The following is a 12659-nucleotide window of genomic DNA, read 5'->3' as shown; positions in this document are numbered from 1 at the left end:
TTCTTGGTCACGTCCCGCGCGACATCGAGCGTTCCGAGCCGAGGTCGCGTCGGACTAGGACTTGGCTGCAGCCTTCTTGGCAGGCGCCTTCTTGGCGGCCTTCTTGGCAGGCTTGGCGGCGGAGTCGGCCTCAGCTTCGGGCTCGTCGTCGCTGTACGTACCGTCAGCCAGCAGGCGCGAGAGCTCGATCTTCGTTCCGGACTTGTCCTTGACCTGAGCCGACTCGACGAGCGATGCGAGAGCCTTGCCGCGCAGCACTTCGCTGACCATCTCGGGCACGTGGTTGTGCTCCATGATGTGCTGGATGTACGCGCTGGGCTCTTCGCCCGACTGCTGAGCACGACGCATGATGTGCGCCGAGAGCTCGGCGTCATCGATGCCGAACTCTTCGGTCGCGACGACCTGGTCGAGCACGAACTGAGCGATGAGCGCTTCGCGTACGCGCTTCTCGAGGTCAGCCTCGAACTCTTCCTTGGTCTGCTCTTCGTCGGCGAGGAACGTCTCGAACGGGATGCCGGCGTACTCGAGCTGCTGCTCGATCTGCTGACGGCGCGAGTCGAGCTCCTCGGTGACGAGGTTCTCGGGCAGCGGAGCGTCGATCTTGCTGACGATCTCGTCGAGGATCAGGTCGCGGGCTTCGTTGGCCTGCTCCATGCGCTTGCCGCGGGTGACGCGGTCGGTCAGATCGGTGCGGAGCTCATCGAGCGTGTCGAACTGCGACGCGGTCTGGGCGAAGTCGTCGTCGAGATCAGGAAGCTGCTGCTCCTTGACGTCCTTGAGGACGACGGTCACGTCGGCGTCTTCACCAATGAGGTCGCCACCGGCAAGCTGGGTGGAGAAGGTGTTGGTCTCGCCAGCCTTGAGGCCAATGATCGCTTCGTTGAGGCCGTCGAGCATCGTGGCCGAGCCGATTGTGTAGGGCATTCCTTCGGCCTGGGCAGCCTCAATCGGCTTGCCGTTCTGCGCGGCGGAGAGGTCGATGGTCACGAAGTCGCCATCAGCGGCCGCACGCTCAACCTCGGCAAAGGTGGCGAAACGCTTGCGGAGCTCTTCGATCTGCTCGTCAACGTCGTCGGGGGTCACAGCAGCATCGGCAACTGTGACGGCAATCTTGGAGACGTCGGGGAGGACGAGCTCGGGGCGTACGTCGAGCTCGGCCGTGATCTCGATCGGCTCGCCGTCTACGAACTTCGTCAGGTCGATGTCGGGCTGGCTGAGCGGCTGAGTCTTGGTGTCCTGGAGTGCCTGGCTGTACCAACCGGGCAGAGCGCTGTTGATGGCCTCATCGAGGACGGCGGGGCGACCCACGCGCTGGTCGACGATGGTGTTGGGGATCTTGCCCTTGCGGAAGCCGGGGATCGTGATCTGCGAAGCGATCGTCTTGTACGCCGACTGGAGGCTGGGCTCGAACTCCTCGAACGGCACCTCGATGGTGAGCTTGACCCGTGTCGGGCTCAGGGACTCGGTGCTGCTTTTCACGTGCTGACTCCTGCGTATAAGGGATGTGGCGCTTGGGGGCGCAGCGGGCGACTCTCGGTCGGCGGCGCGGCGAAATACCAGTCTCTCATGCGTCCCGTTTCGGCCCCAATTGAGGCTTGGCGATCAGGCCAGGATCGCGCGAGTGGTGGGCTGTACTCGCGGAGTGCCCGACGCCACCGTCCACGACGTCAGCTTCCGCGAGGTGGCGTTCCTGTCAGCCCGATCGCTGATCGCGAACCAGTCCATCTGCACTTTGGCCTTGGTCACCTGAAGCACGCAGTAGCCATGGTCATCGAGGTTCACAAACCGTACGTGCGGGTTCTCGGTCTGGATTGCGGCTTCAAGTGAGAGCGAGAGCGTACGTGGCGCGGCACCGACAAAGTCGTCGACGTTGTTGCTCGTGATCGAGCTGCACACCAGCTCGGTCGCGACTGGCGTGCCACCCTCCGTCGGTACGTCATTGGCCCACGCCGTGTGCACATCGCCGCTGAGGAACACGACATCCTCGATCTGGTCCTCCACGAGGTGGTTGAGCAATCGCTTGCGGTCGGCCGTGTAGCCATCCCATACGTCGGTGTTCGGCGCTGACGGCTCGAGTGGAGTGAAGCTCACGGTCTGGCTCAGCGCGTACTGCTCGGCTTTGGGCCTCGGCGGCAGCAGAACCGGAGCGACCATCACCGGGTTGCCGATGAACTTCCAGCGCGCTGGTGTCGTCGAGAGGCTTTCTTCGAGCCAGCCGAGCTGGCGGGCTCCTGTGATGGTGCGGCCAGCATCGTCGATTGCCGGGTCCTCCGGCTCGACGCGTTCGCTGCGGTACGTACGGAGATCGAGCATCGATAGATCTGCGAGAGTGCCGAACTGCAGGCGGCGATACATGCGCATTCCGTCGCCGACCACGGCCGTGCCCGAGATGCGTACCGGCATCCATTCGTCGTACGCACGCTGCGCGGCCTCGCGTCGGGCCGCAAACGAACCCTCGTTCTTCTGGTGCTCGAATGCGCCATTGGCCCAGTTGCCATCACAGACCTCGTGGTCGTCCCACGTCACGATGAACGGGACCGCTGCGTGGAGTGCCTGCAGGTCGGGATCGGTTTTGTACTGTCCGTGGCGCTCGCGGTAGTCGGCGAGGCTGACGATCTCGCGCGGCGGTTCGTGGCGACGTACGTCGCGATTGCTGTGGCCCATCGAATATTTGCCCGGCTGATATTCGTATAGGTAGTCGCCGAGGTGGATGATCGCGTCGAGGTCGCCGCGCTCGGCCAGGTGCCGGTACGAGGTGAAGTAGCCCGCCTGCCAGTTCGCGCATGACACGACGCCGAACCGAAGCTCTCCGGGATCGCTGTCCGGAGCTGGCGCCGTACGAGTCCGTCCAACCGGTGACTCGTGCGTGCCCGCGAAGAATCGGAAGTAGTAGTCGGTCGCCGGTTTGAGGCCGTTCGCGTCGACTTTGATGGTGTGGTCGCGGGACGGGCCGGTCGTCAGCGAGCCGCTGTCGGCGACGAGGCTGAAGTCGTTGAGCTCCGAGATCTCCCACCGCACAGACACGGCCGGACCAACTCCAGATCCGGGAGTCGCCCGCGGCGTTGGCGTGACACGCGTCCACAACACGATGGCGTCTGGCAGCGGGTCACCCGAAGCGACGCCATGCGCAAAGAGCGACGGAGCACTCGCTGGCGCGGGAGACGACATCGCCGCTGGTCCCAGCACGCCCAGTCCGACGGCGATGCCAACACTGCCGCCAACGAATTGGCGGCGATTCAGAACTGGGGGTCCCCCCACGAGCTCTGCGAGTAGGGGGCCCGAGACTGCGCTGTTTCGCACATACCCCATTGCCGCGTATGCAGATGTCTCAACGTGATGTTGAAGGTGAACGTGGCCTGACCACTGGCGGTACGTCTGGTGTGCCTGAGGCACGTGTGAATCGCGGTCACACGAAGCAGTGTCGGGATGACAGGATTCGAACCTGCGACCTCACCGCCCCAAACGGCGCGCGCTACCAAGCTGCGCTACATCCCGTAGCCAGATCACTGTAGTGGACACTGACAGGGTGAACCGTCACCGGTACGCCGAGCTCAGCGCGCTGATCGCGCAGCGGCAACCTGCCTGCGGGACGACGACGGTGATTGCGCTCGATGGCCCGAGCGGAGCTGGCAAGACGAGCCTCGCCCAAGGGCTGGCCGAGGCGACGGGTGCTGACGTACTGCACCTCGAGGACATCTATCCCGGCTGGCATGGCCTCGAAGCGACTCCCCCGTTGGTTCGGCAGGTGCTCGATCGCATTGCCGCTGACGAAATCGGGGAGGTGCACCGGTGGGATTGGGAGGCTGATCGGCCCGGCGCGATAATGCGTGTCCCGCCCGCTCCCCTGCTGATCCTCGACGGCGTCGGCAGTGGGGCGTCGAGGATTCGCCCGTTCCTCAGCCTGCTGCTCTGGGTCGAGGCGCCAATCGAGGCTCGGCGCAAGCGAGCCCTCGCTCGCGACGGTGATGTGTACGCGCCGTTCTGGGAGATCTGGGCTGAGCAGGAGATTCGGCATTTCGCGGCTGAGCAGACCCGCATACACGCCGATCGCATCATCGACACGGGTGACTGAGTGACGCTTGCCTTATGGCAAGATGGATGTCGTTGCCGCAAGGCTTCGCGGACGTAACTCAATTGGTTAGAGTCTCTGCCTTCCAAGCAGAATGTTGCGAGTTCGAGTCTCGTCGTCCGCTCCAATCACGCCGTAGGCGTCCCTCGAGCGGACGCAACCACTCATGGGCCCCGCCTCACGCGCCGAAGGCGCCATGCGAGGGATCGTCGTCCGCTCTCAATCACGGCGAAGCCGTCCCCCTGAGCGGACGCATCACTCATGGGCCCTGCCTCACGCGCCGAAGGCGCCACGCGAGGGATCGTCGTCCGCTCTGAACCGCCGTGCGCCCTGCCGCTCGTCCCTAGAATGCCCGCATGGCTAATCGCACTGTGCTCATCACTGGCTGCTCCTCCGGTATCGGGGAGGCAACCGCTGAGCGTCTCGCCAAGTCCGGGTGGACTGTGTACGCGACCGCCCGCAAACCCGAGACACTCGAGGGGCTCAAGGCCAAGGGATGCCGCACGCTCGCTCTCGACGTGACCGATGAGGAGTCGATGACCAAGGCGGTCAAGACAGTCCTCGATGAGACCGGCCGCATCGACGCCCTGATCAACAACGCGGGCTACTCGCAGTCCGGCGCGGCCGAGACTCTCGACCTTGATGACGTACGCCGGCAGTTCGAGACCAACGTCTTCGGGCTCCTCCGTATGAGCCAGCTCGTCCTCCCCGCCATGCGAGAGCAGGGCTACGGGCGCATCGTGAACATCTCGTCGATGGGCGGCAAGCTCGTCTTCCCGGGCGGCGGGATCTATCACGCGACGAAGTACGCGGTGGAAGCCTTGTCCGACGCCATGCGCTTCGAGGTTGCAGGCTTCGGCGTGGAGGTCGTGATCGTCGAACCCGGCCTGATCACCACGAACTTCGAGAACGCCGCGGTTGCCTCGATGGAAGGCAACGACGACGGACCGTACGCGGAGTTCAACAAGCACGTCGCGAAGTCGACCAAGGAGGTCTACTCAGGGCCCATGCGCCACCTCGGTGGCGCGCCGGATTCGGTTGCGAGGGTCATCGAGAAGTCGCTCAAGGCCAAGCGGCCCAGGATCCGCTACACCGTCACGCCGTCGGCGAAGCTGTCGATCGCGACCCGACGCCTTATCGGCGCGCGCGCTTGGGACGCAGCAATGAAGAGTCAGTTCCCACAGCCGAAGGCGACAAAGCGCGCGTAAGGATCAGCACAGCTCGGTCGTCGTCTCCGGATTCAACCTGGGCGATGATGCGCTTCGGCGCCTGGTCGAATCCAGTGGACACGACCTTGGCCGCGATCGTGCGCAACCACTCGATGCCAGCCGTGAAGTCCTTGGTGCGACTCTCGACGACACCGTCGGTGTAGAACATCAGCGCGTCACCGGCAGCGAGCCCGCCGACCGTCTGGTGGAACTCTGCGTCCTTCGTGATGCCAAGTGCTGTTCCTCGAGCACCGTCGATGATCCATTCGCGCTGGCCAGCGTCCCATCGCAGCGCGGGTGGATGACCGGCGTTGATGATTGTGTACGCGCCCGAGTTGAGATCGATCAGCACGTGCACTGCCGTGGCGAAGCCTTCGTTCCAGTTCTGACGGAGCAGGAAGTCGTTCGCGGCGCTGAACAGCCCAAGTGGGGGCAGCGCGCCGATCAGTCCGCCCAACGCACCGGCAAACTGCAGCGACTGCGTACCAGCCATCACGCCCTTGCCACACACGTCGACCAAGACCATTTCGAGCCGCGACTCATCGTCGGACAGGTTGGCGACCAGGAAATCGCCCGCGAACTTCACACCACCAGCCGTCAACATCGCCGACTGGGCGGTCCACCCCGTTGGCAGAGGGGGTACGACACCTTGGGCCTGAAGTCGATCGCGCAGGTCAACCAGCATCGCTTCGCCCAACGGTCCCGGAAGACCACTGCGGCGGCGGCTCGAGTCGAAGAGCAGGATTCCGAAAATGATGGCGATCGCAGCCAGCGAGCTGACGCGGCCAGCGACGAAGCCCGACTGCGCGGACTCCTTGGCCACGGTGCCACCGAGGCAGAGGACCTCGAAGATGATCAACGTCAGAAGTGGTTTGAACCGAAGCGCCAACATCCCGAGCAGAGCGGGGACCACGAATGTTCCAGCAGGTACGGCGGCGTAGTTGAGCAGCGATATCACCGTCATTCCGGCGACCACGCCAATCAGTGCAGCAAGGACCAGGAACTGGCCTTCGTTGGAGCCCGTACGCCAGCGAACTATGCGGTCGTCGAGATATCTCGCCATGTTCGGCGTCGCCCGACGGAACCTGTTAACCACCTAGTCGACCCTATCGACGATGCTGGCACGACGGACACCAAAACAGGTTTCTGCCGGCATGGACACGCGTGCACACGGTGGCGCCGCACACGAGGCATGCCTGACCGTCACGCCGATAGACATAAACCTCTCCACCATGATCGTCCACACGGGGGTCACGGCCCATCGCCTCAGGCTCATGCTCCGCGTCCACCGTGTCGATTCGTCCGGTTTGGACGCCAGTACGCATCAGCGTCATCAGGTCGGCCCACATCGCGGCGAAGGTCTCGCGATCGAGCTCATGACCGGCAAGGTCAGGGTCGACTCGGTGCCGGAAGAGAACCTCGGCGCGATAGACATTGCCGACGCCAGACATCACTCGCTGATCCATGAGCAGAGTCGCAATCGGCGCACGAGACGAGCTGATGCGCTGCCACGCCTGATCAGGGTCAGCGTCTGCTCGCAGCGGGTCCGGGCCGATCCGATCGATGAGCGCGTCCGCATCATCGGGCTCGAGGAGCTCACAAACGGTCGGTCCGCGCAGGTCAGCAGTTGCGGTCCCTGTGGCAAGACGCCAACGGACCTGTCCGACCACGGGCTGATCCGCGGCGGCAACGACGAACGACCCGTAGATCCCCAGATGCACGTGTACGCGCTCGCGCAGTCCTGCGAAGTCGACCAGGAGGTGCTTGCCCCAGGCCTCAGCCCGTTCGAGAACACGACCATCGAGACGTGAGGCGCCAACGCCGAACCGGCCCTGCGGGCTGGATGACGAGACGACGCGACCGCCGAACGTGTCGGTCAGCTCGGAAGCAAGCCGGTGGAGCGTGTGCCCCTCAGGCAAACTGGCCGGTCTCCTCGTACGTGAGGAGCAGGTCGATGCGGCGCTGGTGGCGAGCTTCATCGCTCCACGGTGTCGTCAGGAACGACTCAACAATCGCGGTTGCCTCGTCAGCCGTATGCATACGGGCACCAACCGACACGATCTGCGCGTTGTTGTGCTGGCGCGCGAGCGCGGCCGTCTCGACACTCCACGCGAGTGCTGCGCGTGCGCCTTTGACCTTGTTGGCGGCAATCTGCTCGCCATTCCCCGACCCACCAATCACGATGGCCAGCGAGCTGGGATCCGCCACTGCTGCGGCGGCGGCATCGACGCAGAACGGCGGATAGTCATCGTCGGCGTCGTACTCGTGTGCACCGTGGTCGACGACGTCGTGGCCGTTGGCATTGAGCCAGTCGATCAGATGAGTCTTGAGCTCGAAGCCGGCATGGTCGGCGGCAATGTGAACGCGCATGGGTGAAGTGTGTCAGCCCCAGGTGCGAGGCGTCACCCGTGTCGGCTCAGCTGAAGTCGAGGTCGCCAGTGCGAGTGCGCTTCAGCTCGAAGAAGTAGTCGAACCCCGCCAGCTGACGAGTGCTATCGAAGATCACACCGGCATCCTCGCCGCGAGGAATCTTGATCAGGACCGGCCCGAAGAACGCCGTGCCGCCAACGGATACGACTGGGGTGCCGACTTCTTCGCCCACGCGGTCGATGCCGTCCTTGTGTGAAGCACGCACCGCATCATCGAGTGACGTGTCTTCTGCCGCGTTGGCCAGGTCGAGCGGGAAGCCAATTTCGGCGAGCACCTCTTCGTACAGCGCCTTGTCGAACTCGCGACCCTCGTTGTGATGCTTGGTTCCGATCGACGTGTAGAACGGGCGAAGTGCATCGGTGCCGAGTTGCTGCTCGATCGCGATGGCGATCCGCACCGGGCCCCAGCCGCGCTCGATCATTTCCTTGTACTTCTCCGGCACGTCCTTGTCGGCGTTGAGCACCGACAAGCTCATGACGTGGAACCTCGTCTCGACGTTTCGAACCTTCTCAACCTCGAGCATCCAGCGGGAGGTGATCCACGCGAACGGGCAGAGCGGATCGAACCAGAAGTCGACAGTCTCTGTCGCGGTCGACGGGGCGGAAATGGTCAAGGTGTCGAAAGATGTCATACAAATTTCAACAACTTGTGGCAGGTCGAGGATTCCGTCAGTGGAGGTGACCTGCTTCACACGGGACTAGCCAGGCGTCGACAACGGGCGCCCCGCTCGCATTTCCTCAACGAGTAGCTGCGCGACCCCATCCAAATCCGTGCCGTTTCCACCGACTGCGACCTGCCGTTGGTACGACGCTCCCACACGTACGATCTCGTCGATTCCGGCAAGTTCGTCCGTGCACTTGAGCTTCTCGGCAACCGGCTCGAGCCGCTTCAAAAGCTTCGCCAGGTCGGTCGTGACGAGCTCCTCCTCGGCGTTTTTGTCGAGGATCAGGATCGCGTCCATGCCGTAGCGCGCTGACCGCCACTTGTTCTCCTGGGCGAACCACGGAGGGACCGTCGGCAGCTCGCGCCCGGCATCCAACTCGCTCGAGAAGTACTCGACCAGGCAGTGGGTGAGCGCAGAGATGCTCATCAGCTCCGACATCGTCGGTATGCCGTCGCAGATGCGTACCTCGAGAGTGCCGAACTTGGGTGACGGGCGGAGGTCCCAGCGGATCTCGTCGAACACGTCGATGACGCCGGTCTTCATCATGTCGGCGACGTAGCCCTCGAGCTGTCCCCACTCCTCGAACTGGAACGGCAGGCCGGCCGTCGGCAACTGCTGGAACATCAGCGCGCGGTTGGACGCGTAGCCGGTCGCCTTGCCGCCCCAGAACGGCGAGGACGCACTGAGTGCCTGCAGATGCCCGTAGTACGTGAGCATCGCCCGGCTGATTGGCAGCACCTTGTCCCGGTCCTCGATGCCGACGTGCACGTGGACGCCGTAGATCAGCATCTGCCGGCCCCACCACTGCGTACGGTCGATCAGTGTCGCGTAGCGCTCCTTGTCGGTCACCTTCTGGTGATCCCAGGCCGCGAACGGGTGCGTTCCGGCGCACATCAGCTCGACTCGCAGCGGATCGGTGATGACTCGGATCTCGTCAATCGCGCGCTGGAGATCGGCGCCGGCTTCGGCGACGGTGTGGCACACACCGGACACAATCTCGACGGTGTTGAGGAGCAGCTCCTGGCGGATGTGCGGGTGCTCACCACCGCCGGGCGGCGCCACTGCGTCGAGCACCGTCTGCGCGACCTGGCGCAGGTCGCCGGAATCGGTGTCGACCAGGGCGAGCTCCCACTCGATGCCGATGGTCGACCGCTCGGACTCGGCGAACGGTATGTGCATGCGTACATCCTGCCCGAGAACGGTGTACTGCCCGTCTCGTCTCGTGATCCGGCGCGTGAAAGCATGGCGACATGCCTGGAACTAACCTCACCCGCGAAGAAGCCAGCGAGCGCGCAGCGATCATCTCTACAGAGACCTACGATGTCGCACTCGACCTCACCCTCGACTCCGAAACCCGCTTTGGATCGACCACGACCATCACGTTCGGGGCAACTCCCGGAGCGTCGACATTCGTCGATCTGGTCGACGGAGAAATCACCTCAATCACCCTGAACGGCGCTGACGTCGATGTCTCGGCGTACACCGACAGCCGCATCGCCCTAACCGGTCTCGCCGAGAAGAACGAGCTCCGAGTCGAGGCCACCTGCGCCTACTCCCGCTCCGGCGAGGGCCTGCACCGCTTCGTCGATCCGGTCGACGGCCGCTTCTACCTCTACACGCAGTTCGAGGTCCCCGACGCTCGACGCGTGTTCACGACCTTCGAGCAGCCGAACCTCAAGGCAACGTTCGAGTTCCACATCACCGCGCCGTCCAGCTGGGAAGTTGTCTCCAACTCCCCCACGCCCGAGCCCGTGCCGGCAGCCGAGGGCACGAGCACGTGGCATTTCGCGCCGACCAAGCGCATGTCGACCTACATCACCGCGCTGATCGCCGGTGAATACCACCAGGTCACCGACACCTACAAGGGTGCGTACGACGAGATCCCGCTCGGCGTCTTCTGCCGACAGTCTCTCGTCGAGCACCTCGATGCCGACGACATCTTCCTCATCACGAAGCAGGGCTTCGAGTTCTTCGAGAACGTCTTCGAGATGGGCTACCCGTTCGGCAAGTACGACCAGCTGTTCGTGCCCGAATACAACATGGGCGCGATGGAGAACGCCGGCGCCGTGACGTTCCGCGACGAGATGATCTTCCGCAGCCGCCAGACTGTGTCGGCGTACGAGCAGCGCGCCAACACGATCCTGCACGAGATGGCTCACATGTGGTTCGGCGATCTGGTCACCATGAACTGGTGGGACGACCTGTGGCTCAACGAGTCGTTCGCGGAGTTCGCGGCGTCGCACTCGTCGGCCAACGCAACCCGCTTCACCGACTCCTGGACCAGCTTCACCAACAGCCGCAAGAACTGGGCCTACCGCCAGGACCAGCTGCCGTCGACACACCCGATCGCGGCCGACAACTACGACCTGCACGCAGTCGAGGCCAACTTCGACGGCATCACGTACGCCAAGGGCGCCTCCGCGCTCAAGCAGCTCGTGGCCTGGGTCGGCGAGAAGGACTTCTTCGCCGGTCTCCGCGCCTATTTCACCAAACATGCCTACGGCAACACCGAGCTCTCGGACCTGCTCAGCGAGCTGGAGACCGCCTCCGGACGCGAGCTGGGTGACTGGTCGAAGGAGTGGCTGCAGACCTCGGGCGTCAACACTCTCAAGGCTGTCTTCGAGACAAATGACGAAGGCATCTTCACGTCCTTCAACATCGAGCAGACAGCCATCGAGGCATACCCCACGTTGCGTCGCCACCGCATCGCCATCGGCCTCTACAACCAGGTCGAGGGACAACTCGTACGCACCGAGCGCATCGAGACCGACATCCGGGGCGCCTCGACCCCGATCGCAGAGCTGCTGGACCACGCACAGCCCGACCTGATCCTGATCAACGACGACGACCTGACGTACGCCAAGATCCGGCTCGACGATCGCTCGTTCGATACTTTGATTGAAAGTATCGCTTCGTTCGACGAGTCACTCCCCCGCGCACTGTGCTGGGGATCGGCGTGGGACATGACGCGCGACGCAGAGCTGCCCGCGTCCGACTTCGTGGCTCTCGTGCTCGCCGGGGTCGGCTCCGAGACCGACCTCACGGCCGTCTCGTCGCTGCTCCGCCAGGGCCTGACCGCAGTCAACATCTACACCGCAGACGATGCACGTACGGACCTCGCTGAGAAGTGGGAATCGGGCCTTCGTGCGCTGGTCGACGAAGCTGAAGCAGGGAGCGATCACCAGCTCGCCCTGGTACGCGCATACGCCAACGCGGCTTCCGGCCCCGTCCGTCTCCGCGAGATCCTCGACGGTGGCCTTGAAGGACTCGCGGTCGACACTGATCTCCGCTGGACTCTGCTGACCGCGCTCGCCCGCTTGGGCGAAGCCGGCGAAGCCGAGATCGTCGCAGAGCTCGAACGCGACAAGACGATCTCTGGCCAGGAGCATGCTGCCTCGGCACGTGCGATCCAGCCGCTCGCCGAGTCCAAGGCTGCCGCTTGGGACGCCGTCGTCAGCGGAGACGTACCCAACGAGACACGTCGTTCGATCGCCTACTCATTCCAAGTCTCCGGACAGAGCGAGCTGCTCGAACCGTACGTCGACCGCTACCTCACGATGGCCGAGACCGTGCTCGAGGAGAAGGGCGTATGGATGGCGCAGGTCGCGTTGATCCCGCTCTTCCCGCTGGCCAACCCCTCGCAGGCGACGCTCGACAAGGTCGACGCGTGGCTGGAGAAGACCCAGGCCGGAGCGGCGACGGTGCGCTACGTGTCAGAGGGTCGCGATGACCTCGCTCGTGCGCTCCGCGCTCAGGCAGTCAAGGCCTAGCTAGGCGTCTTCACCACCAGCGGCGGGCGGGCGCCAGCTGGTGACGAGGAGGAAGGCTGCGCCGAGAACTCCGGCTGCTGCGGCACCGAGTCCAACGGCGATGCCGTGCAGCTCGATGTCGAAGGCATGATCGAGCGAGATCTTGCCGGCGCCAAGCACGGCCAACGCCGTGAGCGCGAAGGCAACCGTGCCGACGTACTCGTAACCCTCACCCGGGTTGAAGATGAAGAAGCCGTTCTTGCGGTGCACAGTCACGAACGCGACCGTCATGGTCGCGACACCGGCGGCGGCCGCAAACGGTACGAACAAGCCGAGCAGCAGGAGGATGCCGCAGGCAACCTCCATGTAGGCGCTAATCGCCGCGTGCAGCTTGGCCGGGCGCAGGCCGATGCTCTCGAACCAGCTCGCAGTACCGGCAAGACCGCCGGACCCCCAGCCATGGTTGCGGCCGTGCATCAGCAGAACGATGCCGAGAGCAACCCGCAGGATCAGTGCTGCCAGATCCGCGCTGGTCATGA

At 64.2% G+C, this 12659-nt stretch carries 11 protein-coding genes and 2 tRNA genes; 4 read left to right on the top strand and 9 right to left on the bottom strand.

Annotation, left to right across the window (positions count from 1 at the left end; genetic code table 11):
• Positions 1–54 precede the first annotated feature (54 nt).
• From tig to J2X11_RS06870, 3 genes are all read right to left on the bottom strand, one after another.
• Entirely contained in the window at positions 55–1479 is a 1425-nt protein-coding gene (tig, locus tag J2X11_RS06880; RefSeq protein WP_309968446.1) for a trigger factor, read from the bottom strand.
• Positions 1480–1602: 123 nt separating this feature from the next.
• The gene (locus J2X11_RS06875) at positions 1603–3258 is read right to left on the bottom strand and encodes an alkaline phosphatase D family protein (RefSeq protein ID WP_396127873.1); all 1656 of its coding nucleotides are present in this window, start codon (positions 3256–3258) and stop codon (positions 1603–1605) included.
• Positions 3259–3421: 163 nt separating this feature from the next.
• A tRNA-Pro gene (locus J2X11_RS06870) sits at positions 3422–3495 on the bottom strand.
• A 31-nt stretch (positions 3496–3526) separates the two neighbouring features.
• Between J2X11_RS06870 and J2X11_RS06865 the strand changes: the two genes are divergently transcribed.
• From J2X11_RS06865 to J2X11_RS06855, 3 genes are all read left to right on the top strand, one after another.
• The gene (locus J2X11_RS06865; RefSeq protein WP_309968439.1) at positions 3527–4072 is read left to right on the top strand and encodes a nucleoside/nucleotide kinase family protein; all 546 of its coding nucleotides are present in this window, start codon (positions 3527–3529) and stop codon (positions 4070–4072) included.
• A 47-nt stretch (positions 4073–4119) separates the two neighbouring features.
• Positions 4120–4196, top strand: a tRNA-Gly gene (locus J2X11_RS06860).
• Positions 4197–4425: 229 nt separating this feature from the next.
• A complete protein-coding gene (locus J2X11_RS06855; RefSeq protein ID WP_309968436.1) occupies positions 4426–5277 on the top strand; it encodes an oxidoreductase in 852 nt (283 codons plus the stop codon).
• Here the strand turns inward: J2X11_RS06855 and J2X11_RS06850 are convergent.
• From J2X11_RS06850 to J2X11_RS06830, 5 genes are all read right to left on the bottom strand, one after another.
• A complete protein-coding gene (locus J2X11_RS06850) occupies positions 5204–6340 on the bottom strand; it encodes a PP2C family protein-serine/threonine phosphatase (RefSeq protein WP_309968434.1) in 1137 nt (378 codons plus the stop codon). The two genes, J2X11_RS06855 and J2X11_RS06850, sit on opposite strands and share 74 nt — an antisense overlap.
• Positions 6341–6383: 43 nt before the next feature.
• The gene (locus tag J2X11_RS06845) at positions 6384–7196 is read right to left on the bottom strand and encodes an Fpg/Nei family DNA glycosylase (RefSeq protein ID WP_309972296.1); all 813 of its coding nucleotides are present in this window, start codon (positions 7194–7196) and stop codon (positions 6384–6386) included.
• Entirely contained in the window at positions 7189–7647 is a 459-nt protein-coding gene (locus J2X11_RS06840) for a ribose-5-phosphate isomerase (RefSeq protein WP_309968430.1), read from the bottom strand. The genes J2X11_RS06845 and J2X11_RS06840 overlap by 8 nt, the downstream gene beginning before the upstream one ends.
• A gap of 46 nt (positions 7648–7693) precedes the next feature.
• Complete coding sequence (locus J2X11_RS06835; protein WP_309968427.1) at positions 7694–8338, bottom strand: mycothiol-dependent nitroreductase Rv2466c family protein; 645 nt, start codon at positions 8336–8338, stop codon at positions 7694–7696.
• Between the two features lie 66 nt (positions 8339–8404).
• Positions 8405–9550, bottom strand: coding sequence for a glutamate--cysteine ligase (locus J2X11_RS06830; protein WP_309968424.1), 1146 nt, complete (start codon positions 9548–9550; stop codon positions 8405–8407).
• Between the two features lie 71 nt (positions 9551–9621).
• Between J2X11_RS06830 and pepN the strand changes: the two genes are divergently transcribed.
• The gene (pepN, locus tag J2X11_RS06825) at positions 9622–12141 is read left to right on the top strand and encodes an aminopeptidase N (protein ID WP_309968422.1); all 2520 of its coding nucleotides are present in this window, start codon (positions 9622–9624) and stop codon (positions 12139–12141) included.
• Here the strand turns inward: pepN and J2X11_RS06820 are convergent, their stop codons facing one another.
• Positions 12142–12657, bottom strand: coding sequence for a DoxX family protein (locus tag J2X11_RS06820; protein ID WP_309968418.1), 516 nt, complete (start codon positions 12655–12657; stop codon positions 12142–12144).
• Between the last annotated feature and the right edge of the window lie 2 nt (positions 12658–12659).

It is taken from the genome of Aeromicrobium panaciterrae (genome assembly GCF_031457275.1).
Taxonomy (GTDB): domain Bacteria; phylum Actinomycetota; class Actinomycetes; order Propionibacteriales; family Nocardioidaceae; genus Aeromicrobium; species Aeromicrobium panaciterrae_A.
The sequence above is the reverse complement of the archived record's forward strand: the minus strand, read 5'-3'. Positions and strand labels throughout refer to the sequence as shown.

Excerpts from the sequence above, each read along its gene's own strand:
- J2X11_RS06855 (WP_309968436.1), top strand. The coding sequence starts at position 4,426 with ATGGCTAATCGCACTGTGCTCATCACTGGCTGCTCCTCCGGTATCGGG.
- J2X11_RS06850 (WP_309968434.1), bottom strand. The coding sequence starts at position 6,340 with ATGGCGAGATATCTCGACGACCGCATAGTTCGCTGGCGTACGGGCTCC.
- J2X11_RS06840 (WP_309968430.1), bottom strand. The coding sequence starts at position 7,647 with ATGCGCGTTCACATTGCCGCCGACCATGCCGGCTTCGAGCTCAAGACT.
- J2X11_RS06835 (WP_309968427.1), bottom strand. The coding sequence starts at position 8,338 with ATGACATCTTTCGACACCTTGACCATTTCCGCCCCGTCGACCGCGACA.
- J2X11_RS06830 (WP_309968424.1), bottom strand. The coding sequence starts at position 9,550 with ATGCACATACCGTTCGCCGAGTCCGAGCGGTCGACCATCGGCATCGAG.
- pepN (WP_309968422.1), top strand. The coding sequence starts at position 9,622 with ATGCCTGGAACTAACCTCACCCGCGAAGAAGCCAGCGAGCGCGCAGCG.
- J2X11_RS06820 (WP_309968418.1), bottom strand. The coding sequence starts at position 12,657 with ATGACCAGCGCGGATCTGGCAGCACTGATCCTGCGGGTTGCTCTCGGC.